At 54.5% G+C, this 24,848-nt stretch carries 32 protein-coding genes and 2 pseudogenes; 17 read left to right on the top strand and 17 right to left on the bottom strand.

Annotated features, from left to right (window positions below; all coding sequences use genetic code 11):
• Positions 1 to 43: 43 nt before the first annotated feature.
• Positions 44 to 1,048: an IS110-like element IS4321 family transposase gene (locus tag ACQG2Q_RS20485; protein WP_000427623.1), complete on the bottom strand. Its 1,005-nt coding sequence runs from the start codon at positions 1,046 to 1,048 to the stop codon at positions 44 to 46.
• 149 nt (positions 1,049 to 1,197) lie between these two features.
• On the opposite strand from ACQG2Q_RS20485, the gene ACQG2Q_RS20480 reads away from it, so the two are divergent.
• From ACQG2Q_RS20480 to ACQG2Q_RS20465, 4 genes are read left to right on the top strand one after another with little or no spacing between them, the layout of a single operon-like run.
• Positions 1,198 to 2,880: a Mu transposase C-terminal domain-containing protein gene (locus tag ACQG2Q_RS20480; RefSeq protein ID WP_010791757.1), complete on the top strand. Its 1,683-nt coding sequence runs from the start codon at positions 1,198 to 1,200 to the stop codon at positions 2,878 to 2,880.
• A gap of 2 nt (positions 2,881 to 2,882) precedes the next feature.
• On the top strand, positions 2,883 to 3,791 hold the full coding sequence (locus ACQG2Q_RS20475; RefSeq protein ID WP_000393453.1) for a TniB family NTP-binding protein: 909 nt from the start codon (positions 2,883 to 2,885) through the stop codon (positions 3,789 to 3,791).
• Positions 3,788 to 5,005, top strand: coding sequence for a TniQ family protein (locus tag ACQG2Q_RS20470; protein ID WP_011405615.1), 1,218 nt, complete (start codon positions 3,788 to 3,790; stop codon positions 5,003 to 5,005). The genes ACQG2Q_RS20475 and ACQG2Q_RS20470 overlap by 4 nt, the downstream gene beginning before the upstream one ends.
• 60 nt (positions 5,006 to 5,065) lie before the next feature.
• The gene (locus ACQG2Q_RS20465) at positions 5,066 to 5,680 is read left to right on the top strand and encodes a recombinase family protein (protein WP_010981357.1); all 615 of its coding nucleotides are present in this window, start codon (positions 5,066 to 5,068) and stop codon (positions 5,678 to 5,680) included.
• A gap of 38 nt (positions 5,681 to 5,718) precedes the next feature.
• Here ACQG2Q_RS20465 and ACQG2Q_RS20460 read toward each other — a convergent pair whose 3' ends face one another.
• From ACQG2Q_RS20460 to ACQG2Q_RS20440, 5 genes and pseudogenes are all read right to left on the bottom strand, one after another.
• A complete protein-coding gene (locus ACQG2Q_RS20460; protein ID WP_005413391.1) occupies positions 5,719 to 5,922 on the bottom strand; it encodes a DUF3330 domain-containing protein in 204 nt (67 codons plus the stop codon).
• A 132-nt stretch (positions 5,923 to 6,054) separates the two neighbouring features.
• Positions 6,055 to 6,291: a broad-spectrum mercury transporter MerE gene (gene merE / locus ACQG2Q_RS20455; protein ID WP_005413392.1), complete on the bottom strand. Its 237-nt coding sequence runs from the start codon at positions 6,289 to 6,291 to the stop codon at positions 6,055 to 6,057.
• Entirely contained in the window at positions 6,288 to 6,653 is a 366-nt protein-coding gene (merD, locus tag ACQG2Q_RS20450; protein ID WP_031942307.1) for a mercury resistance co-regulator MerD, read from the bottom strand. The genes merE and merD overlap by 4 nt, the downstream gene beginning before the upstream one ends.
• Before the next feature lie 111 nt (positions 6,654 to 6,764).
• Complete coding sequence (gene merB / locus ACQG2Q_RS20445; protein ID WP_000761850.1) at positions 6,765 to 7,403, bottom strand: organomercurial lyase MerB; 639 nt, start codon at positions 7,401 to 7,403, stop codon at positions 6,765 to 6,767.
• Positions 7,404 to 7,417: 14 nt separating this feature from the next.
• A pseudogene (locus ACQG2Q_RS20440) lies at positions 7,418 to 7,633 on the bottom strand (mercury(II) reductase); the annotation flags it as partial.
• Positions 7,634 to 7,700: 67 nt separating this feature from the next.
• Between ACQG2Q_RS20440 and ACQG2Q_RS20435 the strand changes: the two are divergent.
• The 11 genes from ACQG2Q_RS20435 (at position 7,701) to ACQG2Q_RS20385 (ending at position 14,434) form a co-directional block, all read left to right on the top strand.
• Entirely contained in the window at positions 7,701 to 8,135 is a 435-nt protein-coding gene (locus tag ACQG2Q_RS20435; protein ID WP_010981353.1) for a mercury resistance transcriptional regulator MerR, read from the top strand.
• Between the two features lie 78 nt (positions 8,136 to 8,213).
• A complete protein-coding gene (locus ACQG2Q_RS20430) occupies positions 8,214 to 9,218 on the top strand; it encodes an IS110-like element IS5075 family transposase (protein ID WP_000427614.1) in 1,005 nt (334 codons plus the stop codon).
• Positions 9,219 to 9,662: 444 nt separating this feature from the next.
• Positions 9,663 to 9,953 carry a nucleotidyltransferase family protein gene (locus tag ACQG2Q_RS20425; RefSeq protein WP_001247892.1) on the top strand — a complete coding sequence of 97 codons (291 nt, stop codon included), beginning with the start codon at positions 9,663 to 9,665 and terminating at the stop codon, positions 9,951 to 9,953.
• Positions 9,950 to 10,351 carry a HepT-like ribonuclease domain-containing protein gene (locus tag ACQG2Q_RS20420; protein WP_001293886.1) on the top strand — a complete coding sequence of 134 codons (402 nt, stop codon included), beginning with the start codon at positions 9,950 to 9,952 and terminating at the stop codon, positions 10,349 to 10,351. Before ACQG2Q_RS20425 ends, ACQG2Q_RS20420 begins: the two co-directional genes overlap by 4 nt.
• Positions 10,341 to 10,697: a cupin domain-containing protein gene (locus ACQG2Q_RS20415; protein ID WP_000215515.1), complete on the top strand. Its 357-nt coding sequence runs from the start codon at positions 10,341 to 10,343 to the stop codon at positions 10,695 to 10,697. Before ACQG2Q_RS20420 ends, ACQG2Q_RS20415 begins: the two co-directional genes overlap by 11 nt.
• A gap of 254 nt (positions 10,698 to 10,951) precedes the next feature.
• The gene (locus ACQG2Q_RS20410) at positions 10,952 to 11,278 is read left to right on the top strand and encodes a hypothetical protein (RefSeq protein WP_003100858.1); all 327 of its coding nucleotides are present in this window, start codon (positions 10,952 to 10,954) and stop codon (positions 11,276 to 11,278) included.
• Positions 11,275 to 11,775 (top strand): hypothetical protein, encoded by a 501-nt coding sequence (locus ACQG2Q_RS20405; protein ID WP_003100856.1) that lies wholly within the window; start codon positions 11,275 to 11,277, stop codon positions 11,773 to 11,775. Before ACQG2Q_RS20410 ends, ACQG2Q_RS20405 begins: the two co-directional genes overlap by 4 nt.
• Positions 11,772 to 12,143, top strand: coding sequence for a hypothetical protein (locus ACQG2Q_RS20400; protein WP_021243030.1), 372 nt, complete (start codon positions 11,772 to 11,774; stop codon positions 12,141 to 12,143). Before ACQG2Q_RS20405 ends, ACQG2Q_RS20400 begins: the two co-directional genes overlap by 4 nt.
• Positions 12,137 to 12,694, top strand: a complete 558-nt coding sequence (locus ACQG2Q_RS20395; protein ID WP_003100847.1) for a recombinase family protein — start codon at positions 12,137 to 12,139, stop codon at positions 12,692 to 12,694. Before ACQG2Q_RS20400 ends, ACQG2Q_RS20395 begins: the two co-directional genes overlap by 7 nt.
• Before the next feature lie 78 nt (positions 12,695 to 12,772).
• Positions 12,773 to 13,777, top strand: a complete 1,005-nt coding sequence (locus ACQG2Q_RS20390; RefSeq protein WP_000427623.1) for an IS110-like element IS4321 family transposase — start codon at positions 12,773 to 12,775, stop codon at positions 13,775 to 13,777.
• 111 nt (positions 13,778 to 13,888) lie between these two features.
• A complete protein-coding gene (locus ACQG2Q_RS20385) occupies positions 13,889 to 14,434 on the top strand; it encodes a 3'-5' exonuclease (protein WP_306307854.1) in 546 nt (181 codons plus the stop codon).
• Positions 14,435 to 14,436: 2 nt separating this feature from the next.
• Here the strand turns inward: ACQG2Q_RS20385 and ACQG2Q_RS20380 are convergent, their stop codons facing one another.
• A complete protein-coding gene (locus tag ACQG2Q_RS20380) occupies positions 14,437 to 14,691 on the bottom strand; it encodes a hypothetical protein (RefSeq protein ID WP_000880375.1) in 255 nt (84 codons plus the stop codon).
• Between the two features lie 140 nt (positions 14,692 to 14,831).
• Positions 14,832 to 15,052: pseudogene (locus tag ACQG2Q_RS20375) on the bottom strand (type I restriction-modification system subunit M N-terminal domain-containing protein); the annotation flags it as partial.
• Positions 15,053 to 15,677: 625 nt separating this feature from the next.
• On the opposite strand from ACQG2Q_RS20375, the gene ACQG2Q_RS20370 reads away from it, so the two are divergent.
• The gene (locus tag ACQG2Q_RS20370) at positions 15,678 to 16,019 is read left to right on the top strand and encodes a hypothetical protein (RefSeq protein ID WP_001151572.1); all 342 of its coding nucleotides are present in this window, start codon (positions 15,678 to 15,680) and stop codon (positions 16,017 to 16,019) included.
• A gap of 91 nt (positions 16,020 to 16,110) precedes the next feature.
• A complete protein-coding gene (locus ACQG2Q_RS20365; protein ID WP_000398479.1) occupies positions 16,111 to 16,302 on the top strand; it encodes a DUF7706 family protein in 192 nt (63 codons plus the stop codon).
• Positions 16,303 to 16,542: 240 nt separating this feature from the next.
• Here the strand turns inward: ACQG2Q_RS20365 and ACQG2Q_RS20360 are convergent, their stop codons facing one another.
• The 9 genes from ACQG2Q_RS20360 to ACQG2Q_RS20320 form a co-directional block, all read right to left on the bottom strand.
• Positions 16,543 to 17,751 carry an IS256 family transposase gene (locus ACQG2Q_RS20360; RefSeq protein ID WP_015386429.1) on the bottom strand — a complete coding sequence of 403 codons (1,209 nt, stop codon included), beginning with the start codon at positions 17,749 to 17,751 and terminating at the stop codon, positions 16,543 to 16,545.
• A 114-nt stretch (positions 17,752 to 17,865) separates the two neighbouring features.
• Positions 17,866 to 18,321: a hypothetical protein gene (locus ACQG2Q_RS20355; RefSeq protein WP_000374058.1), complete on the bottom strand. Its 456-nt coding sequence runs from the start codon at positions 18,319 to 18,321 to the stop codon at positions 17,866 to 17,868.
• 90 nt (positions 18,322 to 18,411) lie between these two features.
• Positions 18,412 to 19,653 (bottom strand): vWA domain-containing protein, encoded by a 1,242-nt coding sequence (locus ACQG2Q_RS20350; RefSeq protein ID WP_001053340.1) that lies wholly within the window; start codon positions 19,651 to 19,653, stop codon positions 18,412 to 18,414.
• 428 nt (positions 19,654 to 20,081) lie between these two features.
• Complete coding sequence (locus ACQG2Q_RS20345; protein ID WP_000301247.1) at positions 20,082 to 20,657, bottom strand: TerD family protein; 576 nt, start codon at positions 20,655 to 20,657, stop codon at positions 20,082 to 20,084.
• 68 nt (positions 20,658 to 20,725) lie between these two features.
• Complete coding sequence (gene terD / locus ACQG2Q_RS20340) at positions 20,726 to 21,304, bottom strand: tellurium resistance membrane protein TerD (protein WP_000116680.1); 579 nt, start codon at positions 21,302 to 21,304, stop codon at positions 20,726 to 20,728.
• A 48-nt stretch (positions 21,305 to 21,352) separates the two neighbouring features.
• Entirely contained in the window at positions 21,353 to 22,393 is a 1,041-nt protein-coding gene (terC, locus tag ACQG2Q_RS20335) for a tellurium resistance membrane protein TerC (protein ID WP_000255079.1), read from the bottom strand.
• A gap of 22 nt (positions 22,394 to 22,415) precedes the next feature.
• On the bottom strand, positions 22,416 to 22,871 hold the full coding sequence (locus ACQG2Q_RS20330; RefSeq protein WP_000007449.1) for a tellurite resistance TerB family protein: 456 nt from the start codon (positions 22,869 to 22,871) through the stop codon (positions 22,416 to 22,418).
• Between the two features lie 22 nt (positions 22,872 to 22,893).
• Complete coding sequence (locus ACQG2Q_RS20325; RefSeq protein ID WP_001054786.1) at positions 22,894 to 24,051, bottom strand: TerD family protein; 1,158 nt, start codon at positions 24,049 to 24,051, stop codon at positions 22,894 to 22,896.
• Positions 24,051 to 24,632, bottom strand: coding sequence for a tellurium resistance-associated protein TerZ (locus tag ACQG2Q_RS20320; protein ID WP_000254137.1), 582 nt, complete (start codon positions 24,630 to 24,632; stop codon positions 24,051 to 24,053). Before ACQG2Q_RS20320 ends, ACQG2Q_RS20325 begins: the two co-directional genes overlap by 1 nt.
• Positions 24,633 to 24,848 lie beyond the last annotated feature (216 nt).

Here is a 24,848-nt window from a genome sequence, read left to right as displayed (position 1 = left end):
CAAAACCAGATCAGTAATTCTTTAAACCGGTGTATTTCTGCCGTTATGCTACATAAGTTTGCTGTCGTGCCGTTAGGGCCCAGGCTATTCTGGCCAGCTTGTTTGCCAGAGCACAAGTGACGACAAAGTTGCTTTTCCGGCACAGTAAATCCCTGACCCAATCGGCCAATTTGCCAGACTGGTGTTCCAGTTTTTGTATGAATACCCTGGCACATTGAACCAACAAAGTTCGGATCTTTTTATTACCTCGCTTACTAATTCCCAGCAATGTCGTCCTACCTCCCGTGCTGTACTGCCGAGGTACAAGCCCTGTTGCCGCCGCAAAGTCACGGCTGCTGGCGTACTGCTTCCCGTCGCCAATCTCAGTTGAAATAGTACTCGCTGTCAGTGTTCCGACGCAGGGAATGCTCAGCAAGCGCTGTCCAACCTCATCTTCGTCCAACTTTCGTTTCAACTGGGATTCCAAATCTTTAATCTGCTCAACAAGATAGTGATAATGCTGTTGTAATTTCAGCAATAACTGGCTGAGGTAAAGAGGCAAACTATTATCCTCAAGAATGGTACTCAGTCGGCTAATAACGGCAGCTCCTCGGGGAACGCTAATGCCAAATTCCAGCAGAAAAGCATGCATTTGATTGGTTGTTTTTACCTTATCCTGAACCAGGGATTCACGGACACGATGCAGAGCCCGCATTGCCTGCTGAGATTCCGTTCTGGGCTGCACAAAACGCATAGACGGACGCGATGCAGCTTCACAAATAGCTTCGGCGTCGACAAAGTCGTTTTTATTGCTTTTAACGAACGGGCGGACAAATTGTGGTGATATCAGCTTTGGGGAATGCCCCAACTCTTCCAACTTGCGTGCCATAAAGTGAGAACCGCCACAGGCTTCCATTGCGATGGTTGTAGCGGGGCATGTCGCCAAAAATTCGATCAACTTTGGCCGGGTAAATTTTTTACGGTAAACAGCCTTCCCGCGACGATCCTGGCAATGAATATGGAAAGAGTTTTTACCCAGATCGATACCAATGAGCGCAATGTTTTCCATGATAGTTGTCATTTTCAGAAGACGACTGCACCAATTGACGGGGCGTAACGCCAGATGTGCAGGCGACTCCTGACAACGCAATATCAGAAGTCATCTGCACCAATCTCGACTATGCTCAATACTCGTGTGCACCAAAGCGAGGTGTGAGCATGGCGTCAGACACATCATTGATTGCCGAGCAAGGCGTGGCCACCCTGCCCGATGCGGCTTGGGCGCAGGCCCGGCAACGGGCGGAAATCATCGGGCCGCTGGCAGCGCTTGATGTGGTCGGGCATGAAGCCGCCGATGCCGCTGCTCACGCGCTTGGCCTGTCCAGGCGGCAGGTGTATGTCCTAATCCGCCGTGCCCGGCAAGGTGCTGGGCTTGTGACGGACCTGGCTCGCAGCCGATCCGGCGGCGGAAAAGGCAAGGGACGCTTGCCGGAATCAGTTGAGCGCATCATCCGCGAGTTGCTGCAAAAGCGCTTCCTGACCAAGCAGAAGCGTAGCCTGGCAGCGTTCCACCGCGAGGTCGCGCAGGCTTGCAAAGCGCAAAAGCTGCGGGCGCCGGCGCGCAACACCGTGGCTCTGCGGATCGCCGGCCTCGATCCGCTCAAGGCCACTCGCCGCCGGGAAGGTCAGGATGCGTCCCGCAGCCTGCAAGGTGTCGGTGGTGAGCCTCCCGCCGTGACCGCGCCACTGGAACAAGTGCAGATTGATCACACGGTCATCGACCTGATCGTGGTGGACGAGCGCGACCGGCAACCGATTGGCCGTCCGTATCTGACCATCGCCATCGACGTGTTTACCCGCTGCGTGCTCGGCATGGTCGTCACGCTGGAAGCGCCGTCATCTGTTTCGGTCGGCCTGTGCCTTGTGCATGTCGCCTGCGACAAGCGTCCCTGGCTGGAGGGTCTGAACATAGAAATGGAGTGGCCGATGAGCGGCAAGCCCAGGCTGCTCTACCTGGACAACGCGGCCGAGTTCAAGAGCGAAGCGCTACGCCGAGGCTGCGAGCAGCATGGCATCCGGCTTGACTATCGCCCGCTCGGGCAGCCGCACTACGGCGGCATCGTGGAACGGATCATCGGCACGGCGATGCAGATGATCCACGACGAATTGCCAGGGACGACCTTCTCCAACCCTGACCAGCGCGGCGACTACGATTCCGAAAACAAGGCCGCCCTGACGCTGCGTGAGCTGGAGCGCTGGCTCACATTGGCGGTCGGCACCTACCACGGCTCCGTGCACAACGGCCTGCTCCAGCCGCCGGCAGCGCGCTGGGCCGAAGCTATCGCGCGGACCGGCGTGCCAACCGTCATCACTCGCACCACGGCTTTTCTGGTCGATTTTCTGCCCATCATCCGCCGCACGCTGACCCGCACCGGCTTCGTCATCGACCACATCCATTACTACGCCGATGCGCTCAAGCCGTGGATAGCTCGGCGCGACCGCTTGCCTGCGTTCCTGATCCGGCGCGACCCGCGCGACATCAGCCGCATTTGGGTGCTGGAGCCGGAGGGGCAGCACTATCTGGAAATTCCATACCGCACCTTGTCGCACCCGGCTGTCACCCTCTGGGAACAACGACAGGCGCTGGCGAAATTGCGGCAGCAAGGGCGCGAACAGGTGGATGAGTCGGCGCTGTTTCGCATGATCGGCCAGATGCGCGAAATCGTGTCCACCGCGCAGAAAGCTACGCGCAAGGCGCGGCGCGACGCGGATCGACGCCAGCATCTCAAGGCAACGGCAGTTCTTTTCAAAACCACGCCACCACCGGACGCGGACATGGCTGACCCGCAGGCAGACAACCAGCCACCTGCCAAACCGTTCGACCAGATTGAGGAGTGGTAGCCGTGGAAGAATATCCCATCATCGACTTGTCCCACCTGATGCCGGTGGCCCAGGGCTTGGCCCGTCTTCCGGCGGACGAACGCATCCATCGCCTTCGCGCTGACCGCTGGATCGGCTATCCGCGAGCAGTCGAGGCGCTGAATCGGCTGGAAGCCCTGTATGCGTGGCCGAACAAACAACGCATGCCCAACCTGCTGTTGGTCGGTCCAACCAACAACGGCAAGTCGATGATCGTCGAGAAATTCCGCCGCACCCACCCGGCCAGCTCCGACGCCGACCAGGAGCACATTCCGGTACTGGTCGTGCAGATGCCATCCGAACCGTCGGTAATCCGCTTCTACGTCGCGCTACTTGCCGCGATGGGCGCGCCATTGCGCCCGCGCCCACGGCTGCCGGAAATGGAGCAATTGGCGCTGGCACTGCTACGCAAGGTCGGCGTGCGCATGCTGGTGATCGACGAATTGCACAACGTCCTGGCCGGCAACAGCGTCAACCGCCGGGAATTCCTCAACCTGCTGCGTTTCCTCGGCAACGAGCTGCGCATCCCGCTGGTCGGGGTCGGCACACGCGATGCCTACTTGGCGATCCGCTCGGACGACCAGTTGGAAAACCGCTTCGAGCCGATGATGCTGCCGGTGTGGGAGGCCAACGACGATTGCTGCTCACTGCTGGCCAGCTTCGCGGCTTCGCTCCCGCTGCGGCGACCCTCGTCGATTGCCACGCTGGATATGGCCCGCTACCTGCTCACGCGCAGCGAGGGCACCATCGGCGAGCTGGCGCACCTGTTGATGGCGGCGGCCGTCGCTGCCGTGGAGAGCGGTGAGGAAGCGATCAACCATCGCACGCTCAGCATGGCCGATTACACCGGTCCCAGCGAGCGGCGGCGGCAATTCGAGCGGGAACTGATGTGAAGCCAGCGCCACACTGGCCACTGCATCCGGCTCCCAGGGAAGGCGAAGCCTTGTCTTCGTGGCTCAACCGCGTGGCCCTTTGCTATCACATGGAGGTGTCCGAGCTGCTGGAGCACGATCTTGGTCACGGCCAGGTTGATGACCTGGACACCGCGCCACCACTGGCGCTGCTGGCGATGCTCTCCCAGCGGAGCGGCATCGAGCCGGACCGGCTGCGTTGCATGAGTTTCGCCGGCTGGGTGCCTTGGCTACTGGACAGCCTTGATGATCAGATTCCAGATGCATTGGAAACCTATGCGTTCCAGCTCTCGGTGCTGCTGCCGAAACTCCGCCGTAGGACGCGATCCATCACGAGCTGGCGTGCCTGGCTGCCCAGCCAGCCGATACATCGCGCCTGCCCGCTCTGTCTGAACGATCCGGAGAACCAAGCCGTACTGCTCGCGTGGAAGCTGCCCCTGATGCTGAGCTGCCCACTGCATGGCTGCTGGCTGGAATCCTATTGGGGCGTGCCAGGGCGGTTTCTCGGCTGGGAGAACGCCGACGCCGAACCGCGCACTGCCAGCGACGCGATTGCGGCGATGGACCAGCGTACCTGGCAGGCACTGACGACCGGCCACGTGGAGTTGCCGCGCCGACGCATCCACGCCGGATTGTGGTTTAGGCTGCTACGCACGCTGCTCGATGAGCTGAACACCCCGCTTTCGACGTGCGGCACCTACGCGGGGTATCTCCGCCAAATCTGGGAATGCTGCGGGCATCCGCTGCGTGCTGGGCAAAGTCTGTGGCGACCGTATGAAACCCTGAACCCGGCAGTACGGTTGCAGATGCTGGAGGCGGCGGCAACGGCAATCAGCTTGATTGAGGTGAGGGATATAAGCCCGCCAGGCGAGCACGCAAAGCTATTCTGGTCCGAGCCCCAAACCGGGTTCACCAGTGGCCTGCCGGCGAAAGCGCCGAAGCCCGAACCCGTCGATCACTGGCAGCGTGCAATCCAGGCCATTGATGAGGCCATCATTGAAGCACGACACAACCCCGAGACGGCACGCTCGCTGTTCGCGTTGGCTTCCTATGGTCGGCGCGACCCCGCTTCCTTGGAACAGTTGCGCGCCACCTTCGCGAAGGAAGGCATCCCCCCGGAATTTCTGTCACATTATGAGCCTAGCCTACCCTTTGCATGCCTTAGACAGAATGACGGGTTAAGTGACAAATTTTGACGTGCAGAGCTTCCCGATGCAAACTGTCACATAATCGAACGTATATGTGACAGGTACAAGATGCTGATTGGCTACATGCGAGTATCGAAGGCGGATGGCTCCCAGGCGACGGACTTGCAGCGCGATGCGCTGGTCGCGGCCGGTGTTGATCCGGCGCATCTCTATGAAGACCAAGCGTCCGGAAAACGCGAGGATCGTCCCGGTCTGGCGAGCTGTCTGAAGGCACTACGGCCAGGCGACACGTTGGTCGTTTGGAAACTGGATCGGCTCGGGCGCGACCTGCGCCATCTGATCAATACCGTCCATGACCTGACCGGACGCGGCATCGGCCTCAAGGTGCTGACCGGGCACGGCGCGGCCATTGACACCACGACCGCCGCCGGCAAGCTGGTCTTCGGTATCTTCGCCGCGCTGGCCGAGTTCGAGCGCGAGTTGATCGCCGAGCGCACCGTGGCGGGCCTGGCCTCAGCACGGGCACGCGGCCGGAAAGGCGGCCGGCCGTTCAAGATGACCGCCGCCAAGCTGCGGCTGGCGATGGCGGCAATGGGGCAGTCAGAGACCAAGGTCGGCGACCTGTGCCAGGAACTTGGCATCACGCGGCAGACCCTGTATCGGCATATTTCACCCAAGGGCGAGCTACGTCCAGATGGCGAGAAGCTACTCAGCCGAATTTGATGCCGACATGAGGCGACGTAGCGAAAGCGTGGTTTGTCTCAATTTGACGGCGGCGAACCGCAAGCGTTCGGTTCGCCGCTCGTTTCGGTCGCAGTGCTGGCCCGCGCCTGGAAACGTTGATAACACTCCAGCCCGCAGAAGTGCTCGACGTACTCCGCGCCTTCCGGTGTGAAGGCGGCATCGAGCGGAATTTCCTTGCAGCACACGCAGCAACTGGTGGCGGTCGGATCATTTGCATTCATGGTGGCACCCCTCCATTGACTGACGAAGACGGCGAATGCCGCCGCCGGCATCGGCTTTGCGAACAGAAAGCCTTGCCCGCGCTCGAACGCTTGGGCCCTCCGCCGTAGTCCATCCATCCGGCCGGGAAGCGCTCATGATCTTTCCCTGAATGCCCGCAACGCCCGCGCCAGTGACAGAAGAAACAGGCCGGTCAAACCGAGCGCCGTGATGACCCAATACTCGACAAGGAATGCACCGGCGGTTGTGCCGGCCAGCACGGCAGCGAGGATGGACAGGTGGCAGGGGCAAGTCAGCACGGCCAGCGTGCCCCACAGGTAGCCGGTGAACGGTTTGTGCGTCTCGGCCGGCATGCGCTCGGGGCTGTTCATGGCAAACTCTCCGCATGCTGTGCCGGCGCGGTCGGCATGGCGGCCAACTGCACTTCCAGATTGGCCAACGCTTCGCGCCGGCGTTCGACGAACTGACGCAGCACAGCAAGCTGCGCGGCAGTTTCATCGCAGTTCGCCGCATCCAGCGCCCGGCACAGCCGCGCCAATGCGCCGAGGCCGATGCCCGCCTCGAAGGCGGCCCACACGAAGCACAGTCGCTGCAAGGCGGCGTCATCGAACAGGCCGTAGCCACCCGTGGTGCAGGCGACTGGCCGCAGCAATCCGCGCAGCAGGTAGTCGCGCACGATATGCACGCTCACCCCGGCATCAAGGGCCAGCCGGGACACCGTGTAGGCGTTCATCGAACACCTCCTTTTGGTCGGTTCACGGCAATGCATATACCGTTTCGCCGAGTTCAATCCGCGCGCTGCGAATCCGATGCCGGTGCCGTAGAACATTGGGTCGATATCCGATCACGGTGTCCTAGATGACATGGTCTGCAACAGATGTCGATTAAACTCCTGGCCCAAGCCGAAAGCCTCGTGGACACTGACGATCGCCAATCCTTCCAATCCTTGATGCTTGGAGGCCCAGTCTTCCGCCGTCGGGACAGATGCAAAGAAATGTACATGGCAACAGAAGGACTGACGAACGTCGGCTGCTTCCTGCGGCAATACCAAGGACACCGCCATGCCGGCAGGTTCGACAGCCTGTATCTCGCTGGGTGAAACCGTGAGTGAAACGGGTGCTCCGGTTGCAGCGCAATGCGATGAGACGCGAGCTGTACGGCCGATCAGCGCCGGAAATATCAAGGTGTCCAGCGCGCACCAGGCATACAGACGGCGGTCGTCAATTTCAAAGACATACGAAGTCTCGCGCAAGGTGAGGCCGTAGCCGATGATGTTCCCATCTTTGTCATATTCGGTACTGGTGGCCTGTTCGAGTACGGCGGCCACTCGCTCAGCGGGCCAGTCGAGAATCCCGGCAAGTGTCGTTCGTGAAACCGGACGCCCCTTGGCGAGTTCCCGCAGTAGCGGGACCAAGAGATCCGCAGTACCATTGGTACGATTGACCGAAGTGAGACGTTCTAAAATATATGGGGCGAGCTTCATGGTTCCATCTCCTTTCATCCTGCGCAGCAGGACAATTGTTTGACATCCTTGGTGAAGGTCTGCGCCGCGAGCTTCAGCCCCTCGACCATCGTCAGGTAGGGGAACAACTGGTCAGCCAGTTCCTGTACGGTCATGCGGTTACGGATCGCGAGCACCGCCGTCTGGATCAGCTCGCCCGCTTCCGGGGCCACTGCCTGTACCCCAATGAGTCGTCCGCTACCTTCCTCGGCTTGTCCTTTCGAATTTGAATTGGATAGCGTAACCTTACTTCCGTACTCATGTACGGAGTCAAGCGGTATGGAAAATAATTTGGAGAACCTGACCATTGGCGTTTTTGCCAAGGCAGCCGGCGTCAACGTGGAGACCATCCGGTTCTATCAGCGCAAGGGCTTGTTGCCCGAGCCGGACAAGCCCTATGGCAGCATTCGCCGCTATGGCGCGGCGGACGTGACACGGGTGCGATTCGTGAAATCGGCCCAGCGGTTGGGCTTCAGCCTGGATGAAATCGCCGAGTTGCTGCGGCTCGACGATGGCACCCACTGCGAGGAGGCCAGCAGCCTGGCCGAGCACAAGCTCCAAGACGTGCGCGAGAAGATGGCCGATTTGGCGCGCATGGAGGCTGTGCTGTCTGACCTGGTGTGCGCCTGCCATTCGCGGCAGGGGAATGTTTCGTGTCCGCTGATTGCGTCGTTGCAAGGTGGAACGAGCTTGGCAGGGGCTTCCACAGCTTAGCGTGCTTTATTTAATGAGATGGTCACTCCCTCCTTCCCAGTACTATGCTGAGGACAGGCTTTCATTCGGAGAACCATCATGGAAAACATTGCGCTTATTGGTATCGATCTGGGTAAGAACTCTTTCCATATTCATTGTCAGGATCATCGTGGGAAGGCCGTTTACCGTAAAAAATTCACCCGACCAAAGCTAATCGAATTTCTGGCGACATGCCCGGCAACAACCATCGCGATGGAAGCCTGTGGCGGTTCTCACTTTATGGCACGCAAGCTGGCAGAGTTAGGGCATTTTCCAAAGCTGATATCACCGCAATTTGTCCGCCCATTCGTTAAAAGCAACAAAAATGACTTCGTTGATGCTGAAGCTATCTGTGAAGCAGCATCACGTCCATCTATGCGTTTCGTGCAGCCCAGAACCGAATCTCAGCAGGCAATGCGAGCTCTGCATCGTGTCCGTGAATCCCTGGTTCAGGATAAGGTGAAAACAACTAATCAGATGCATGCTTTTCTGCTGGAATTTGGTATCAGCGTTCCGCGAGGTGCTGCCGTTATTAGTCGACTGAGTACCCTTCTTGAGGACAGTAGTTTGCCTCTTTATCTCAGCCAGTTACTGCTGAAATTACAACAGCATTATCACTATCTTGTTGAGCAGATTAAAGATCTGGAATCTCAGTTGAAACGAAAGTTGGACGAAGATGAGGTTGGACAGCGCTTGCTGAGTATTCCCTGCGTTGGAACGCTGACTGCCAGTACTATTTCAACTGAGATTGGCGACGGGAAGCAGTACGCCAGCAGCCGTGACTTTGCGGCGGCAACAGGGCTGGTACCCCGACAGTACAGCACGGGAGGTCGGACGACATTGTTAGGGATTAGCAAGCGGGGCAACAAAAAGATCCGAACTTTGTTGGTTCAGTGTGCCAGGGTATTCATACAAAAACTGGAACACCAGTCTGGCAAGTTGGCCGACTGGGTCAGGGAGTTGTTGTGTCGGAAAAGCAACTTTGTCGTCACCTGTGCTCTGGCAAACAAGCTGGCCAGAATAGCCTGGGCACTGACGGCGCGACAGCAAACTTACGAAGCATAAAGGCAGAAATACACCAGTTTAAACAATCATTCATCTGGTTTTGCGAATACTGATATTGATGATACAAACGGCCCACCGGCCTGTTGAGGAACCTGTAAAACGGAAAGGCTCGCTGAAGCCGTATATTTTCTGGAGGTTCATCAGGCGCGGAACTCATCGAGGCGCGGGAATAAAATCCCATTCAGACGCCGGATAGATTCAAGCAAGCCAACTTATCGTCAAAATCGGTGTTGCAAAAACGGGAGTGACCATAGATTCCGTTTTCTGAGACGACCACAGATCAGAAAAGACTGTGCAGCCGACTCTTGATATTCCGTGCAGTCACCTTCTGAAAATGACAGGCGCGGCACGGGAATCAAGGCATTGCGATTCTCGAAAATAGTTCTTGAAATTCTATTCTTGATTGCATATCATCTCAACGAGTTTCGATAAGAAAGGATGCGCATGCGACCGTCTGTTGTGCTTGACATGAAGCGAAGCGCAGTGCGTGAAGCGGTAGGCCGCTTTCGCGCCGCGAACCCGCGCGTCTTCGGCTCGGTGCTGCATGGCACCGACCGGGATGGCAGCGACCTCGACCTGTTGGTCGATGCGCTGCCCGGTGCCACGTTGTTGGACTTGGGCGATTTGGAAGAAGAACTGAAATCGCTGCTCGGCGTTGACGTCGATCTGCTGACTCCCGGCGACCTGCCGCCGAAGTTCCGGGCCAAGGTGCTCGCGGAGGCGCAACCGATATGAGCGAGAACCGCCTGCCCGATTACCTCGACCACATTCAGCAGGCCGCAACCGATGCGCGCAGCTTCGTGGAAGGGATGGCCAAGGACGACTTCTTGGCCGACAAGCGCACCCAGCAGGCCGTCATCATGAGCCTGATCGTCATCGGCGAGGCGGCCACAAAGGTGATGGATGGCTACGTCGAGTTCACCCAGGCGCATGCCGACGTGCCGTGGCGCAGCATGCGCAATATGCGTAATCGCATGGCTCACGGCTATTTCGACATCAACCTCGATGTGGTGTGGGAGACGGTACAGGAATGGCTGCCGGCGTTGCTCCAGCAATTGCCCGCCGTGCGTCAGGATGCCGACGATGAAGACCGTAACGACAACTGTGAAAGAGGGATCTCCGATGACTGTTGAATCGAGAATATTTTCTGTAGCCGAGTATGTTCAGCCGTCCGAAGGCGAGCCTATTCGTTCCGTTGTGCTTGAAACCCGAGACTCAATTATCGTGGTTTGGCATGTCCATCCCGGGCAGGAAATTGCGGCTCACATTCATCCTCACGGCCAAGACACGTGGACTGTTTTGTCGGGAATGGCTGATTACTTTCAGGGCAATGGGATTGTTCGTGCCCTCAGGGAAGGTGAGATAGCCGTGGCAAGACCGGGCCAAGTGCACGGGGCGCGAAATACAGGTACCGAGCCATTTGTGTTAGTCTCGGTTGTGGCATCAGCCAATGCCGGTTTCGTATTGGCTGAGCGATAGAGCCCAATCTCTGGAGTTGGTCCAATGAGCGGTCGGGGAGATAGGTAACAGACATGCAGCGGACACGGCTGCTAAACCAGGTCGCAAACCTCCTTGCGTCGCAGCGTGCCGCAAGCGACGCGATCAATCGAATGGGGTCGGCATGAGACTGAACACCATCCAGTTCCCGACCGCGTAGCCGCCTGTCCTGCCGATCAGGTCTTGACCATCGACGCCTGGGATCAGTCCTGAATGTTCTTGGAGACCACTACGTTATGAGCCGCAGCCGCCGCAAAACACCCATCGTCGGGCACACGACCTGCGGCAGCGAGCGCGAGGACAAGAAGCTCTGGCATCAGCGCTGGCGCACCCGTGAGCGCACGGCGCTGACCAGCGCGTCGCCCGAAGCCCTGAGCGCCCATCTGCCCCTGCTGGAAAACCAGGCCAGCAGCGTCTGGTCGATGGGCAAGGATGGCCGCTCCTACTGGCCCGTCAAGCGCCAGGCCGCCACGGCGGATCGCATCGCCAATCACAAGGGACGCAACCCGCAAGAACGCGCCTCCCTGAAAAAGCGCCTGCTGCGCAAGTGGATGAGCAAATGAAGCTCTCCTTCCATCAGCACATTGCGCTGTTCTGGATGATCGGTGCTCCGGGCGTCTTCGCGCCCGTGATCGAGAACGCCAAGCGGCCCGATGCCGGCGCCGTCATGGCGTGGGGTGTCGCGATCGTGGCGGTGATGATCCTCTTCACCCCTTTGCTGCTGCGCTGTCCACCATTCCGGCGCTGGTATGGCCGGACGGATGCGCTGTCGGAGCGGCAGCGCCAGGCGCTTGCCGAGCGCGGCCTGCGCCGCTACTACCAGACCGCTTTCGATGACGGCTACGTGCCCCGCGTGATGCCCTACGTGTGGCGCATCATCTGGACGGTCGGCGGGTTGATGGCTGTGACCGCCGTACTGCCTACCAACACCGGACGGCCAGCCTTCGATGCCTTGGTGGTCTTCTCGACCTGGTATCCGATAGGCGTGATGCTGCTGGTTTTCGCGTCGAGGCCCCTTGGCCGGTTGATTCGCCAAAGAGCACAGGAGCGGCGGAAATGAGCACGTCAACCATCGAGGCGCTGGCCAGCGCCTGGGCAAGGATTGCCGAGGAAGCGGAATTCCCCGCTGACTACGAGGGGACTGCCACACCACAAGCGCATCGGGCTAGCGAAGCTATTCAGGAGCAGATTCGGGAGCGCATCGTCGCCACCAACGACATGCGGCTGTTCAGCCTGCTGCACCTGCTGAGTCAGGCGTCGCTGCGCATGGAGCAAGCGCTGTGGCCGGAGGATTACGAGCGGATGACGCGCGAGGTTGAGGAAGCCCTGCGGCAAGCCACCGACGCCAACGCCAGATCGTACACCCACGAAGAAGTGATGCAGGCGATGCAGGAACGCATCGACCGGGCGCGAGACAAGCCATGTTGATTGGCTATGCGCGCGTCTCGACGCAGGATCAGAACCTGGAGCTGCAACGCGAAGCCTTGAGCAAGGCCGGATGTAAAAAGGTCTTCGAGGACAAGGTGAGTGGCACGCGGGCAGACCGGCCTGGCTTGGCCAAGACGCTCGAAATGCTGCGCGAAGGCGATACTTTGGTCGTCTGGAAGCTCGACCGGCTGGGCCGGTCGGTCAAGCAACTGGTCGATCTGGTCGGCGATCTGCACAAGCACGGTGTCCAGTTCAGGAGCCTCACCGACTCCATCGACACCGGCACACCATCCGGGCGGTTCTTCTTCCACGTCATGGCGAGCCTTGCCGAAATGGAGCGCGAGCTGACCGTCGAGCGCACCCGCGCCGGGCTGGAAGTCGCCAAGCAGCTCGGCCGCAAAGGCGGCCGCAAGCCGAAGATGACCGACAGCAAGATCGAGTCGGCCAAGAAGCTGCTGGCCAGCGGGGTGCCGCCCAAGGACGTGGCCAAGAACCTCGGCGTGTCCATTCCGACGCTGTACCGCTGGGTGCCAGCCTCCACGCACGCTTAGCGTGCTTTATTTAATGAGATGGTCACTCCCTCCTTCCCGGTACTATGCTGAGGACAGGCTTTCATTCGGAGAACTATCATGGAAAACATTGCGCTCATTGGTATCGATCTGGGTAAAAACTCTTTCCATATTCATTGCCAGGATCGTCGCGGGAAGGCTGTTTACCGTAAAAAATTTACCCGGCCAAAGTTGATCGAATTTTTGGCGACATGCCCCGCTACAACCATCGCAATGGAAGCCTGTGGCGGTTCTCACTTTATGGCACGCAAGTTGGAAGAGTTGGGGCATTCCCCAAAGCTGATATCACCACAATTTGTCCGCCCGTTCGTTAAAAGCAATAAAAACGACTTTGTCGACGCCGAAGCTATTTGTGAAGCTGCATCGCGTCCGTCTATGCGTTTTGTGCAGCCCAGAACGGAATCTCAGCAGGCAATGCGGGCTCTGCATCGTGTCCGTGAATCCCTGGTTCAGGATAAGGTAAAAACAACCAATCAAATGCATGCTTTTCTGCTGGAATTTGGCATTAGCGTTCCCCGAGGAGCTGCCGTTATTAGCCGACTGAGTACCATTCTTGAGGATAATAGTTTGCCTCTTTACCTCAGCCAGTTATTGCTGAAATTACAACAGCATTATCACTATCTTGTTGAGCAGATTAAAGATTTGGAATCCCAGTTGAAACGAAAGTTGGACGAAGATGAGGTTGGACAGCGCTTGCTGAGCATTCCCTGCGTCGGAACACTGACAGCGAGTACTATTTCAACTGAGATTGGCGACGGGAAGCAGTACGCCAGCAGCCGTGACTTTGCGGCGGCAACAGGGCTTGTACCTCGGCAGTACAGCACGGGAGGTAGGACGACATTGCTGGGAATTAGTAAGCGAGGTAATAAAAAGATCCGAACTTTGTTGGTTCAATGTGCCAGGGTATTCATACAAAAACTGGAACACCAGTCTGGCAAATTGGCCGATTGGGTCAGGGATTTACTGTGCCGGAAAAGCAACTTTGTCGTCACTTGTGCTCTGGCAAACAAGCTGGCCAGAATAGCCTGGGCCCTAACGGCACGACAGCAAACTTATGTAGCATAACGGCAGAAATACACCGGTTTAAAGAATTACTGATCTGGTTTTGCGAATACTGATATTGATGATACTAACGGCCCACCGGCCTGTTGAGGAACCTGTAAAACGGAAAGGCTCATTGAAGCCGTATATTTTCTGGAGGTTCATCAGGCGCGGAACTCATCAAGGCGCGGGAATAAAATCCCATTCAGACGCCGGATAGATTCAAGCAAGCCAACTTGTCGTCAAAATCGGTGTTGCAAAAACGGGAGTGACCATAGATTCCGTTTTCTGAGACGACCCCTGATCGGGCTGAATGAGCAGGAATTTCCTGGCGGCAAACCCGATGATGTTTACAGCGTTCGCACATCGATGAACACCCCTCCGGCCGAAGAGGAAATCGAGGAGGAACGTCGGCTGTTTTATGTCGGTATCACTCGCACAAAACAGCAGCTAAATCTGGTGGTCCCTCTTGATGAAGGGCTTGCGCGGTGGCTCAAAAACCGCTGGGATAGCACCCCGAAGAAGTCACCGATAGCTACTCGCTTCGTCTATGAGGCTGGCTGGACTGCTTGTGCGGTTACCAGTGATGCGATCTATAACAGCACGGTAGAGAAACAGAAGGCTGACTTCAGCAAGTTTCACCAATGGTATCTAAGAGATCTTCAGCGGCTAAAAGTCTAGGGCTACCGATACTTTTCGATTTCAGACAGGTGCTCGTTATCCAGATCAATTGTGGCTTTTCTTTCAGAAGCGAGCTTCTTCGCTCGCTTTGCATACTGAAGCCCCTTGGCTGGCTGCTCTCCGCGTAGGATCTGTTCAGCCTGCTTGCTCGTGCTGTGCCCCAGAAAGCGTTCGTACTGCTCGTCAGATACCTCAGTGCCGATCAGTCGTTCGATCCAGCCGCTTTTCGGCGGGTAACTTACGCCCAGCGCAAGCAACTGCCTTTTCTGTACCCACTATTTCCGGCGCGGCCGGCTTCAATCAAGGCTTTGGTTAGAACTACAGCCATTTGGGGACTCTCATACACAAACCTGAACCATGCGGGTCTGATTGGCGGTCAAGATAGCAGCGCATCGAAATCAACACTGAACTCTGCTTCTAAGAACTCAATCGTGGCTGGTTGGCTATCGAGCGATGCTTCCCGTGTAGACTCCAGTGCGCACTCCAATCGACGCAGCAGAGTAAACGGCAAAATGATCTTGCCGAAGTCGGTATGCTTGAAATCCCCCCCCACAGGTCTTCCGCGTTCTTCCAAATGAAATCAGCTTGCGAAGCAGCCGAACCTACGAACTCTGCCATCTTGGCCTCCAACCAACTTTTGCACGAAACGGCACATCTTCCAAAAGAGGGTTGTCAACCAAGTTTTGCACAAAACGGACTTTGATCCATTTCTAACTAAAATCTACAATCCAACCTCAGATTGCAAATAGCCTATGTTTATTACAGATGGTATGGTTCGTGTTTTTGTTTATTCGATGGCAACTGTACTCTTTCTGCCGCTTGGCTTGTTGAAAAGCACGTGGTGGTTTTCACCATTGTTTGCGATAGCTGCTATTGATTACTTAATGTTTCTGCGTCGACAAGGCTAGTTGCTGAACCTCATACCTCAGAGCAATCTGTATGTTTTTTACACCACTGGTTAAAAGGTCAGGCTACGTTCCTGACGTTTTTTAAAAAACAGTTTTATGTTTGATGCGTTACTGGTCTGTCTGGTAACCCAGTGGTACATTACCATTATTAAGGCTGGCTGGCGGTGGTGCATCATGCTTAAACGACCCTCTCTGAGCGTACTTTCCGACAGTCCTGTGCACCGCACCACTTACCCGGCAGGCCTATGTCTTGGTTATTCTTCGTTGTACCTTTTTCTTCAGCTTTATCCCTGACATGTCTGTCTGAACAGTTCTAAGCAAACCGGAATGTTGTCATGGCCAAAGTACAAGGGCTCTTTGTTGGATACCGAAAATTCGCTGTTGATCGCGACTGGCTTCGTCAGCAGGAAGAACAACGTTATCGGGATCGCCAGCGACAATTTGATGAATGGTCCAGGAAATGGGTCACTGTAACCAGGCTCAAAGAGACTCGTTTATGGACTGACGGAGCCATCAGGCGATGGTTGGGTGAACCTCAGCAGCAGGGTAAATATAAAGTTTTCCCCGTTGAAGCGGTTTTGGCTGCTGAGAAGTTGAATGAGTTTCGGCTCTGGCTTAAACCCCGACTGGAAAAGAAACGTGCCCAGCACCACCACTTTTTAATTCCATTTCTGTAAAGTAGAAACAACGGCAGTTCCGGCCGCATTCAAGGCTTCGGCATCTGGTCAGAAATAAAGCGCCATTTTTCAGTATAAGGGAGGTTAGATAGTGGAAGGTATTGAGACACTGAGTTTGCAGCTTGATGAGAATGAAACTATGGCCCTTGCTCAATTAGTTAAACGTCTGAGCTGGAGCGATCTTCGTGGCTGTGCTGTGAGTGACGAAGAAGCCTGGGTAATGAAAAGCGCAATTGAAAAATTACAACAGGCGTTAAGGGAAGAAGGTTATGCGCCTCGATGAGGCTGGCTTCGTTCTTTATTCCGATAACAAATTTGCTTAAGGACTAACTATGAGCCAGCACTGGTATGAGGTGAAAAGCAATCAGGGAATTGTTCAGGTGATTGTTGGGAGAAGATATTAATGTAATGCGTTTCTGCATTACATCAAGCAGATTAGCTTTTTCTGGTCAAAATAGACGATGTGATTTTTCTTTAGCCGAAGTCCATGACCCTGTACACGATTCTGTGTAAATGCCTTTTCTCAGAAGTGACCGTCCAGGCGGTCACCGAACTCGATAATAAAGCGGCTCATTGCCATACGCCAGTCCCTCAGCGGCATCGTCCATTTCTGTGAGGCCGCCTGGATTGCCAGCCACACCACCTTTTTCACCGCGTCGTCCGTCGGGAACACCTTACGCTTTTTGATAGCATGCCGGATCACGCTGTTCAGTGATTCTATGGCGTTGGTGGTGTAGATGACTTTGCGGATGTCTGCCGGGTAAGCGAAGAACGTCGCCAGGTTGGCCCAGTTTGCCTGCCAGCTTCGGCTTATCTGCGGATAGCGGCTGTCCCAGGCTGCGGCGAACGCTTCCAGCGCCTGCTGGCCTGCTTCTTCCGTCGGTGCCTGGTAAATCGCTTTCAGGTCGCGGGTGACGGCTTTGTAGTCCTTCCAGGAGACGAACCGCAGGCTGTTGCGCACCATATGCACGATGCACAGCTGGATGCGGGCCTCCGGATACACCGCGTTGATGGCGTCCGGGAAACCTTTCAGGCCGTCAACGCAGGCAATGAGGATATCGTTCAGGCCACGATTCTTCAATTCTGTCAGCACATTCAGCCAGAACTTCGCCCCTTCATTTTCGGCCAGCCACATCCCCAGCAACTCTTTCTGGCCTTCGATATTAATGCCCAGCGCCAGGAACACTGATTTATTGATGACACGACTATCCTGTCGGACTTTCAGGACGATACAGTCAAGATAAACAATGGGATAGACTGCATCCAGCGGACGATTTTGCCATTCGACAACCTGCTCCATGACCGCATCGGTGACCTTTGAGACCAGCGCGGGTGAGACATCCGCGTCATACAACTCTTTGAACGCGGCGGCGATCTCGCGTGTGGTCATCCCTTTGGCATACAACGATAAAATCTGGTTATCCATGCCGGTAATGCGGGTCTGGTTTTTCTTCACCAGTTGGGGTTCGAAGGAGCCATCACGATCGCGTGGGGTACGTAGTTCCAGAGGGCCATCGCCGGTGGTAACGGTCTTTGTGGAATAGCCGTTACGGGAATTAGCCCCCAGTTTGGGCTGATTTTTATCGTAGCCCAGATGGTGGGACATTTCGGCGTTGAGAGCCGCCTCAACGCTGATTTTCTTCAGCAGGCGATCGAACTGGTTGAGATCGTCAGGGGTTTTGAGATTTTTGGCCAGTTCGTTAGCCAGAGCCTGCAACTGTTTTTCGTCCATAAATTAACCTGCTTTTGATGTTGGATTGAACATATCAAAATCAGGCAATTACACAAATTTATGTACAGACTCAAGTCCATCCGCTCCCCACGCAACCGGTAAAGGTTCGCAGGTTTAATAAAGATAGGTTTCGTATCTCCCTAAGGGTGGGATAGGTAAACTCATAATGGCATCTGTGTTTACTATGTAAGTATTCGGGTAAAATTCATCTAATACAGTAAAGTTTAGTTTCTTACAAAAGCTTAATAAATATGGGTTTTTCACGTCTTCTATTACAACATCGCACCAGGGATTCGATTCACAGCAAAGCTTCAGAAAAGACTTAAACCATCCCTTGTTTTGTATTTCTTCCGGAAGCCGTACCACATGTATGGTCAGACAATCTCCATGATAACGATTAGTACTTTGTCTAAGCCCTACAACAATCCCCTTTTCTTGAATCTGTACACCTGCCTGATGCTCTTTCATGTCGGGCGTATAGTGCCTTGCTCTGTTTAACCAGGCCACCAGCTGCTGAGCCGTACTTGGTGATTCTTCAGCTATCCATTTCAGGTACTTGATGCGGTCCATATGCGCCTCCCTGTACGATTTCCAATGAACAAAGGCTCTACAGTATTAAGCTGCTGTAGAGCTCATTCAACCAAGCTCAAACTGTGCGTATTAAAGGATGCCTAACCTTTTTGTTTCATCGATCCACGGTCTGAATTCTTCCAGTAGATTATCATATAACTTTTCATCGCTAATCGAACCGAAATCATCCATGGCAAAGAAGTGGGTGTTATCAACCCGGCGGTCAGTAAAGTCATCCAGATTTTTGAGGATACCGTAGCTTGAACCACCCAGGCCGACAAACTTCCAGAAGATGGGGTAGTTGGCAGAACGCCGGATTGCATCTTTAATCGCCCGGGTCTTGCTGATCCCGCCATCGGTAATAAATACAACATACACCGGGATTTTCGAGTCCTTAAAGTAGTCGACTATTTCTTCCATCACAGGAGGCTCGTTGTTTGTCCCTCCGAGGCCCGGCAGGTTCTCCCAGGCTGAACGCTTTCCAGCCCCGCGAATGGACTGAATATATGTGTCCAGGTTGTCCAGTGTGACGTTTGGATACTTCTTATGCTTCTCTCCAAATCCCCAGACATCCATTTCACCGTCGTCGTCGAACTGGGCGGCAAGAACGGCGATGCGGTCCAGCACAGACTGAACGTTACCCTTACTGAACTGGCCACTCATTGAGCCGGATGCGTCAAGTACAAATGCAACCGCTGCCTCAAGGGTGTCCAGTTTATTTTTAGTAAGACTGACCGAGGCTTTTTTAGCGAGGCTTACAAGGCGCGGAGATCTGGTTTCCAGTTTCTTTTCCAGACTGATACGAGCAGGCTTTGCTGGCTGCGGAGCTGGCTGTGCGACATCAACGCCATAGCTAATGGCCAGAGGCTCAAGACCACCGTTGAAACCCTGCCCGAGCGCACGAAGCTTCCAGGCGCCATTGTGCCGATATACTTCACCCAGGATAATTGCTTTCTCACTGCGGCCCTGAGTCTCAGCCTGGAACTCAGCGATTCCTTGAGCCTGCATGCTCAACGAACTGAGCCCACTGATGGTATCTTCACCATCAATGACAACTGTGATTGCAATTTTACTGATGTTCGCAGGAACACGATCCAGTGCTATCTCAATGCTGGACTGCTGAGAACCGGTAACGAGCTTTACTGCCCCTTCAGGAGAAGACAGATTATTGTAAAAGATAAAGTCAGAATCGCCGCTGACCTTTCCCTGAGCATTAAGCAGGAACAGGCAGGTATCGGGTTCGCCTTTAAAGCCGGATTTGGTAGGGTACTGAAGATTCAGCCTGATCGCAGATTGCTGAAGTGGTATGTTTTGTCCGGATTGTAGATTCACATTAACTCTCCTGATTTTTGATTATTTTAAAGCGCAGCGTTTATATAGGTTCCCCTGGCTTAGTTCAGGACGCTGGATTTCTGGTGAGGCGTATATATGGTGTGACACCATATTTCATCACGTTGAAGTTTCTATACCTGTTGAATTGGAATTTCCATTGGTCGGGTATTTTATCTTCCAGAACCCGTGCCTTCATAAGTCGCAAACGTAACATATATCAGAGGGGCATGCTGTTGATATAAGGCACGGAATACAGGCTTTAACCAGCAACCAGAGAAAAATCCGTTTCCTGCCTTTAAAAGGCTCACGTCAGAATTAACATCTCTCTGCTTTCTGAGATTCCCGAACCCTTTCTGCCCCCCCCCTCCTGATAGCGGATCGCAACCAAAAAAAACCCCGGCATTGCCGGGGTATGATTCAGCGTTATTTTAGATGTTAACGCCGTGCTGGGAGGCAAGAGCCGCCAGGCCACCGGCAAAGCCCTGACCGACAGCTTTAAACTTCCACTCAGCGCCATGACGATACAGTTCACCGAAGACCATAGCGGTTTCGGTTGAGGCATCTTCAGACAGATCGAAACGGGCAATTTCCGTGCCGTTGTCGTTGTTGTAAACGCGCATGAAGCTGTTGCTCACCATGCCGAAGTTTTGTTTACGCGCTTCTGCATCATAGATGGTAACGGCAAACACCAGTTTTTTGATATCTGCTGAGACTTTGGTCAGATCGATTTTGACCTGCTCATCGTCGCCGTCGCCTTCACCGGTACGGTTGTCGCCCTGGTGCTCTACCGCGCCATCAGGGCTGGTTTTGTTATTGAAGAAAATGAAATGCGCATCTGACAACACTTTACCGTCTTCGCCTACTGCGAACACGGAAGCGTCCAGGTCAAAACCCTGACCATCGGTTACACGGGCATCCCAGCCTAGGCCAACCATAGCAACATTCATGGTTGGTGCTTCTTTGGTCAGAGATACATTGCCGCCTTTTACGAGAGAAACTGCCATTTTTAGCTCCTGCAAACAGTTGAATGAGGGCTGCATTAACAGCCCCGGGTAGAAAAGTTACTTTTTGATCAGGACGCGTTAATGCCGTACTGAGCACATACAGATGCCAGACCACCAGCATAACCCTGACCTACTGCGCGGAATTTCCACTCACCATTGTGGCGATACAGCTCGCCGAACAGCATGGCAGTCTCAGTGGACGCATCTTCGGTCAGATCGTAGCGAGCAACTTCAGTCTGGTTATCGTCATTAACCAGACGAATAAACGCACCGGATACCTGACCAAAGCTCTGGCGACGAGCCTGAGCATCGTGGATGGTCACAACGAAGATGATCTTGTCAACTTCAGACGGGACGGCGTCCAGTTTAATTTTCAGCGATTCATCATCACCATCGCCCTCACCGGTGCGGTTATCGCCGGTGTGCGTTACGGAACCGTCGGATGACGTCAGGTTGTTATAGAAGATGAAATCTGAATCGCCGCGCACTTTGCCGTTTGAGGCCAGCAGGAATGCTGAAGCATCCAGGTCAAAGTCCTGACCGTCTGTTGAACGCGCATCCCAGCCAAGGCCCACCAGGACGTTTTTCATTGACGGAGCTGCTTTACTTAGGGAGACGTTCCCGCCTTTGGAAAGAGAAACACTCATAAAATAACCTCTTCGATTAGTAATTGTTCAGGTTAACACTTAAGGGGATTAACTCCCCTTTTCCTCAGATTCAGGTTTGCCCGGGAACATGACGCTTGCGAGAATGCCCAGCGCCAGTACACCCAGTACAACATACAGGCTGGTTGTTGCCGCGATGCTGTAACCATGATGCCAGATGTGATCGGTCGCATTCAGGCCGAGTTTTGCCGCGATGAAGAACAGTAGCACGATAACGGCCTTCTCCAGATGAACCAGGTACTGTTTCAGTGCCTCAAGGACAAAGTACAGAGTACGCAGGCCCAGGATAGCAAACATCATGGCACTATAGACGATAAGCGGTTCACGACTGACGGCAATGATTGCCGGTACCGAGTCAAACGCGAACATTACGTCCGAGAGTTCAACCACAGCCACACACAGGAACAGCGGGGTCGCATACAGCGCCGCTTTTTTACCACGGCCAATGGTGACATCGCTGTTTTCTGGTTTCGCCAGTTCAGCATCCACTTCCTTCTGGTTAAGCAGGAAGGCATGCCCTCTGAGCTTCGGCCAGATAGGGAAGAAGCGTTTAACCATGCGGTAAGCCAGATGCTGGGAGTAATCCTCAATTTCATCATCGTCATCACCGCTTTTAAGCATCATGACCGCTGTCCAGGCAACGATAATAGCGAAGACAACTTCAACATACGGCCCCAGACTCAGCAGGCTCGTACCGATGGCGACAAAGATGCCCCTGAAGACAATGGCACCAATGATCCCCCAGTAGAGAACACGGTGGCGATAACGATCCGGAACGGCGAACCAGGAGAAGATGGCCATCATGACGAACAGGTTATCGACCGACAGCACTTTCTCCAGCGCATAACCCGTGACAAACAGACTGGCAACCTCAGCACCGTGGTGGATATAGAGGAAACCGGCAAATGCCATCGCAACCACAACCCAGAATACGGACCAGAGCGCCGCACTCTTCAGCGAAATAGGCTTGTCATCACGGTGCATAAACAGGTCAATAAAGATGGCACCGACTGAAAGCGCAATAAAAACAATGACCGTTTCAGTCGGGAAGCCGATGTGTGTGGAAACCATATTTTACCCTTAGGGATGTGGATCAGAGGCCAAATTCAGCCGGGTCGAAGCCCAACGCGATAGCGATCTCGCGGGAGGCCAGTTTCTCGTCCTGATCGAAGTTACCGTCACTTTTCGCAACGGCAATACCAACACGTAAGGCCAGCTGAGCGGCCTCAGGCTGATCTTTCAGCGCCAGGATGTATTTCATGGTTTCGCCCTTGCCGATTTCAACATCGAAATCGAAGCTTGAAACCAGTTTATTGAAGAACTCAATCACCTCATTGGTATCGAAGACCTTCAGCTCTTCTGAAGAGCGCAGAAAGCCCATCATTTTCTGCTTTTCTTCCGAACTTACGCCGTCACTCGATACGGCAATACGGGCACATACAGCAACGGTGCCCTGCATGAATTTTTTGTTTTTGAAACGGCCAACCTGGCGGGTCAGTTCGTCACGGCCTGAGTTAATGGCACCTTTAACTTTGTCGAAAAAGCTCATACCTGTTTCCTTTGTTGCTGTGTTATTTAGAACCGGCGCTCCAGCGAAATCCCCAGCCAAATGCCCGGTCCATTTCGTCCTGGCCTTTGAAGTACTGGTTAATTCGCTCGACTTTAATTGCGCCGTTTTCGTTTACGAGTCTGGCAATGGCGCACAATGTGCGACGGTTTTCACCTTCGGTCAGGCGGGTCTCAATGGGCGGTTGATCCGGCACATGAATGGTGACCACACCATCAGTCTTGTCCCAGCTGGGAACACCTTCATAAATAAAGGCGTAAATCAGCACTTCGCGGATATGCTTCCATTCACGTCCATTGATATGCAGCCACTCGCCGTCTGATACATCACCCGTCCGGTCATCGCCCTTGAGCTGAACATACGGTTCATCGCGATAATCACCGAATGCATTACCGAGCGCCTGAATGACCGATTTATACCCGTCCTGAAGCTCAACAAAGGCCCCCAGATCCAGGTCGATTCCTTTGGAGCCGAACATGCCTGCAAAGCCTGATTTGCCGCTGCCCCGGTGCCAGTTCAGGTTGATCCGGATTTCACCGAAGTTATCCCGTTTGGTCAGGCTGATTGCAGGCTTCTCTTTTGTCAGCGATACCTTGCTCAGGCTGATTTTTGTCTCAACTGGCGGAGGGGTTACAACCGGAGGAGTCGGGGCTGCGGGAGCCGGTTCGTCGGCAATATTTACGCCGAAATGCTCTGCCAGCGGTTTAAGTCCACCGTTGAACCCCTGCGCAACGAAGCGGAATTTCCAGTCATTATTACGACGGTAAAATTCACCCAGAATTAAGGCTGCTTCCTGACGGCCGCTCAGTTCGACACTGCCGCTAACCAGGCCGGTAGCCCCTTGCTCCACGTCGATGGAAAGATTACGAAGACCGGACACCGTCTGCCCACCGTCACAGGTCACGGTGAACGCAATTTTCTGGACATCAGGTTTCAGCCGGTTGAGCGCGACAGTAAAGGTTGAGTACTGGCCTTCACTGACCAGGCTGACGGTACCATCATCGTTACGTGGCTGACCATAAAACACCATGTCCGCATCACCCTGCACCTTCCCGTCGGCATACAGGCGAAACGCCGAAGCATCCACCTGGCCGCCCGAGGTGATCCGGACCCGCAACTCCTGGGCTGGAACGGGGGCATTGCCCCCCGGCGTCAGGTTCATTAGCGAATAACCGCTGAAACGATATCGGAGTGCATATCGTCAATTGTGCGGCCGCGACAGGCATGGCCAAGGGCGGTAAAGTCCCAGTTGCCGTTATTACGGCGCAGCGAAGAAATAACGATCCCGGTATGTGAGCCCTGCTCAGTCAGCTTGTAGCGAGCCAGCTCTTTGCCGGTTTGATCGACAACGCGGCAGAACGCGTTTTCGACGTCATTGAACGACTGACCACGGAAGCTGTTTACCGTAAACGCCAGGTATTCAACGTTTGCAGGCAGTCGGGAGAGGTTGACATTAATCACCTCATCGTCACCGTCACCTTCACCGGTCAGGTTATCGCCACTGTGCACAACAGCGCCGCAGGTGGATTCCAGTTTGCGGAACCAGATGGTGTCAATTGTTTTACCGGTGCTGTCCATTAATACGCAGCCAGCATCGAGATCGATTGAGTCGTTGCCTCCAAACAATCCTCCAAGAAGACCTTTTTTCTTAACCGGATCCCAACCGAGACCGAAATGAAGCTGGCTTAATGCAGATGATTCTTTGCTGAGTGATACCGTCTGGTTCTTAACTAATGAAACCATGTTTTATTCCTTAAAATGGTAATGACCGAGACAATCAAAGGTATATTTAGTAACTGACGAAGAAAATCATATCATGATGAAGTTCTCTGACAAGGGAAATTTTGGTAGTTTTCTGTAAAAACACAAAAAGAAATCCTTTTCAGGGTGTTAATTTTCTAAGTTTAATTTAAATATCAATGTGTTATCAGGAATCCAAAAAACCTGACGCACTCCATA

The sequence above is a fragment of the Enterobacter cloacae complex sp. 370H10 genome (genome assembly GCF_050031535.1).
Taxonomy (GTDB): Bacteria; Pseudomonadota; Gammaproteobacteria; order Enterobacterales; family Enterobacteriaceae; genus Enterobacter; species Enterobacter intestinihominis.
This window is presented reverse-complemented; position numbering and strand designations above follow the sequence as displayed.

Coding starts and splice junctions, on each gene's coding strand:
- ACQG2Q_RS20430 (WP_000427614.1), top strand. CDS start 8,214: ATGGAAAACATTGCGCTTATTGGTATCGATCTGGGTAAGAACTCTTTC.
- ACQG2Q_RS20415 (WP_000215515.1), top strand. CDS start 10,341: ATGACTGTTGAATCGAGAATATTTTCTGTAGCCGAGTATGTTCAGCCG.
- merB (WP_000761850.1), bottom strand. CDS start 7,403: ATGAAGCTCGCCCCATATATTTTAGAACGTCTCACTTCGGTCAATCGT.
- ACQG2Q_RS20410 (WP_003100858.1), top strand. CDS start 10,952: ATGAGCCGCAGCCGCCGCAAAACACCCATCGTCGGGCACACGACCTGC.
- ACQG2Q_RS20435 (WP_010981353.1), top strand. CDS start 7,701: ATGGAAAATAATTTGGAGAACCTGACCATTGGCGTTTTTGCCAAGGCA.
- ACQG2Q_RS20460 (WP_005413391.1), bottom strand. CDS start 5,922: ATGAATGCAAATGATCCGACCGCCACCAGTTGCTGCGTGTGCTGCAAG.
- terC (WP_000255079.1), bottom strand. CDS start 22,393: ATGGTTTCCACACACATCGGCTTCCCGACTGAAACGGTCATTGTTTTT.
- ACQG2Q_RS20425 (WP_001247892.1), top strand. CDS start 9,663: ATGCGACCGTCTGTTGTGCTTGACATGAAGCGAAGCGCAGTGCGTGAA.
- ACQG2Q_RS20330 (WP_000007449.1), bottom strand. CDS start 22,871: ATGAGCTTTTTCGACAAAGTTAAAGGTGCCATTAACTCAGGCCGTGAC.
- ACQG2Q_RS20320 (WP_000254137.1), bottom strand. CDS start 24,632: ATGGTTTCATTAGTTAAGAACCAGACGGTATCACTCAGCAAAGAATCA.
- ACQG2Q_RS20485 (WP_000427623.1), bottom strand. CDS start 1,048: ATGGAAAACATTGCGCTCATTGGTATCGATCTGGGTAAAAACTCTTTC.
- merE (WP_005413392.1), bottom strand. CDS start 6,291: ATGAACAGCCCCGAGCGCATGCCGGCCGAGACGCACAAACCGTTCACC.
- ACQG2Q_RS20480 (WP_010791757.1), top strand. CDS start 1,198: ATGGCGTCAGACACATCATTGATTGCCGAGCAAGGCGTGGCCACCCTG.
- ACQG2Q_RS20390 (WP_000427623.1), top strand. CDS start 12,773: ATGGAAAACATTGCGCTCATTGGTATCGATCTGGGTAAAAACTCTTTC.
- ACQG2Q_RS20355 (WP_000374058.1), bottom strand. CDS start 18,321: ATGGACCGCATCAAGTACCTGAAATGGATAGCTGAAGAATCACCAAGT.
- ACQG2Q_RS20465 (WP_010981357.1), top strand. CDS start 5,066: ATGCTGATTGGCTACATGCGAGTATCGAAGGCGGATGGCTCCCAGGCG.
- ACQG2Q_RS20405 (WP_003100856.1), top strand. CDS start 11,275: ATGAAGCTCTCCTTCCATCAGCACATTGCGCTGTTCTGGATGATCGGT.
- ACQG2Q_RS20420 (WP_001293886.1), top strand. CDS start 9,950: ATGAGCGAGAACCGCCTGCCCGATTACCTCGACCACATTCAGCAGGCC.
- ACQG2Q_RS20360 (WP_015386429.1), bottom strand. CDS start 17,751: ATGGACGAAAAACAGTTGCAGGCTCTGGCTAACGAACTGGCCAAAAAT.
- terD (WP_000116680.1), bottom strand. CDS start 21,304: ATGAGTGTTTCTCTTTCCAAAGGCGGGAACGTCTCCCTAAGTAAAGCA.
- ACQG2Q_RS20370 (WP_001151572.1), top strand. CDS start 15,678: ATGGCCAAAGTACAAGGGCTCTTTGTTGGATACCGAAAATTCGCTGTT.
- ACQG2Q_RS20345 (WP_000301247.1), bottom strand. CDS start 20,657: ATGGCAGTTTCTCTCGTAAAAGGCGGCAATGTATCTCTGACCAAAGAA.
- ACQG2Q_RS20325 (WP_001054786.1), bottom strand. CDS start 24,051: ATGAACCTGACGCCGGGGGGCAATGCCCCCGTTCCAGCCCAGGAGTTG.
- ACQG2Q_RS20395 (WP_003100847.1), top strand. CDS start 12,137: ATGTTGATTGGCTATGCGCGCGTCTCGACGCAGGATCAGAACCTGGAG.
- merD (WP_031942307.1), bottom strand. CDS start 6,653: ATGAACGCCTACACGGTGTCCCGGCTGGCCCTTGATGCCGGGGTGAGC.
- ACQG2Q_RS20400 (WP_021243030.1), top strand. CDS start 11,772: ATGAGCACGTCAACCATCGAGGCGCTGGCCAGCGCCTGGGCAAGGATT.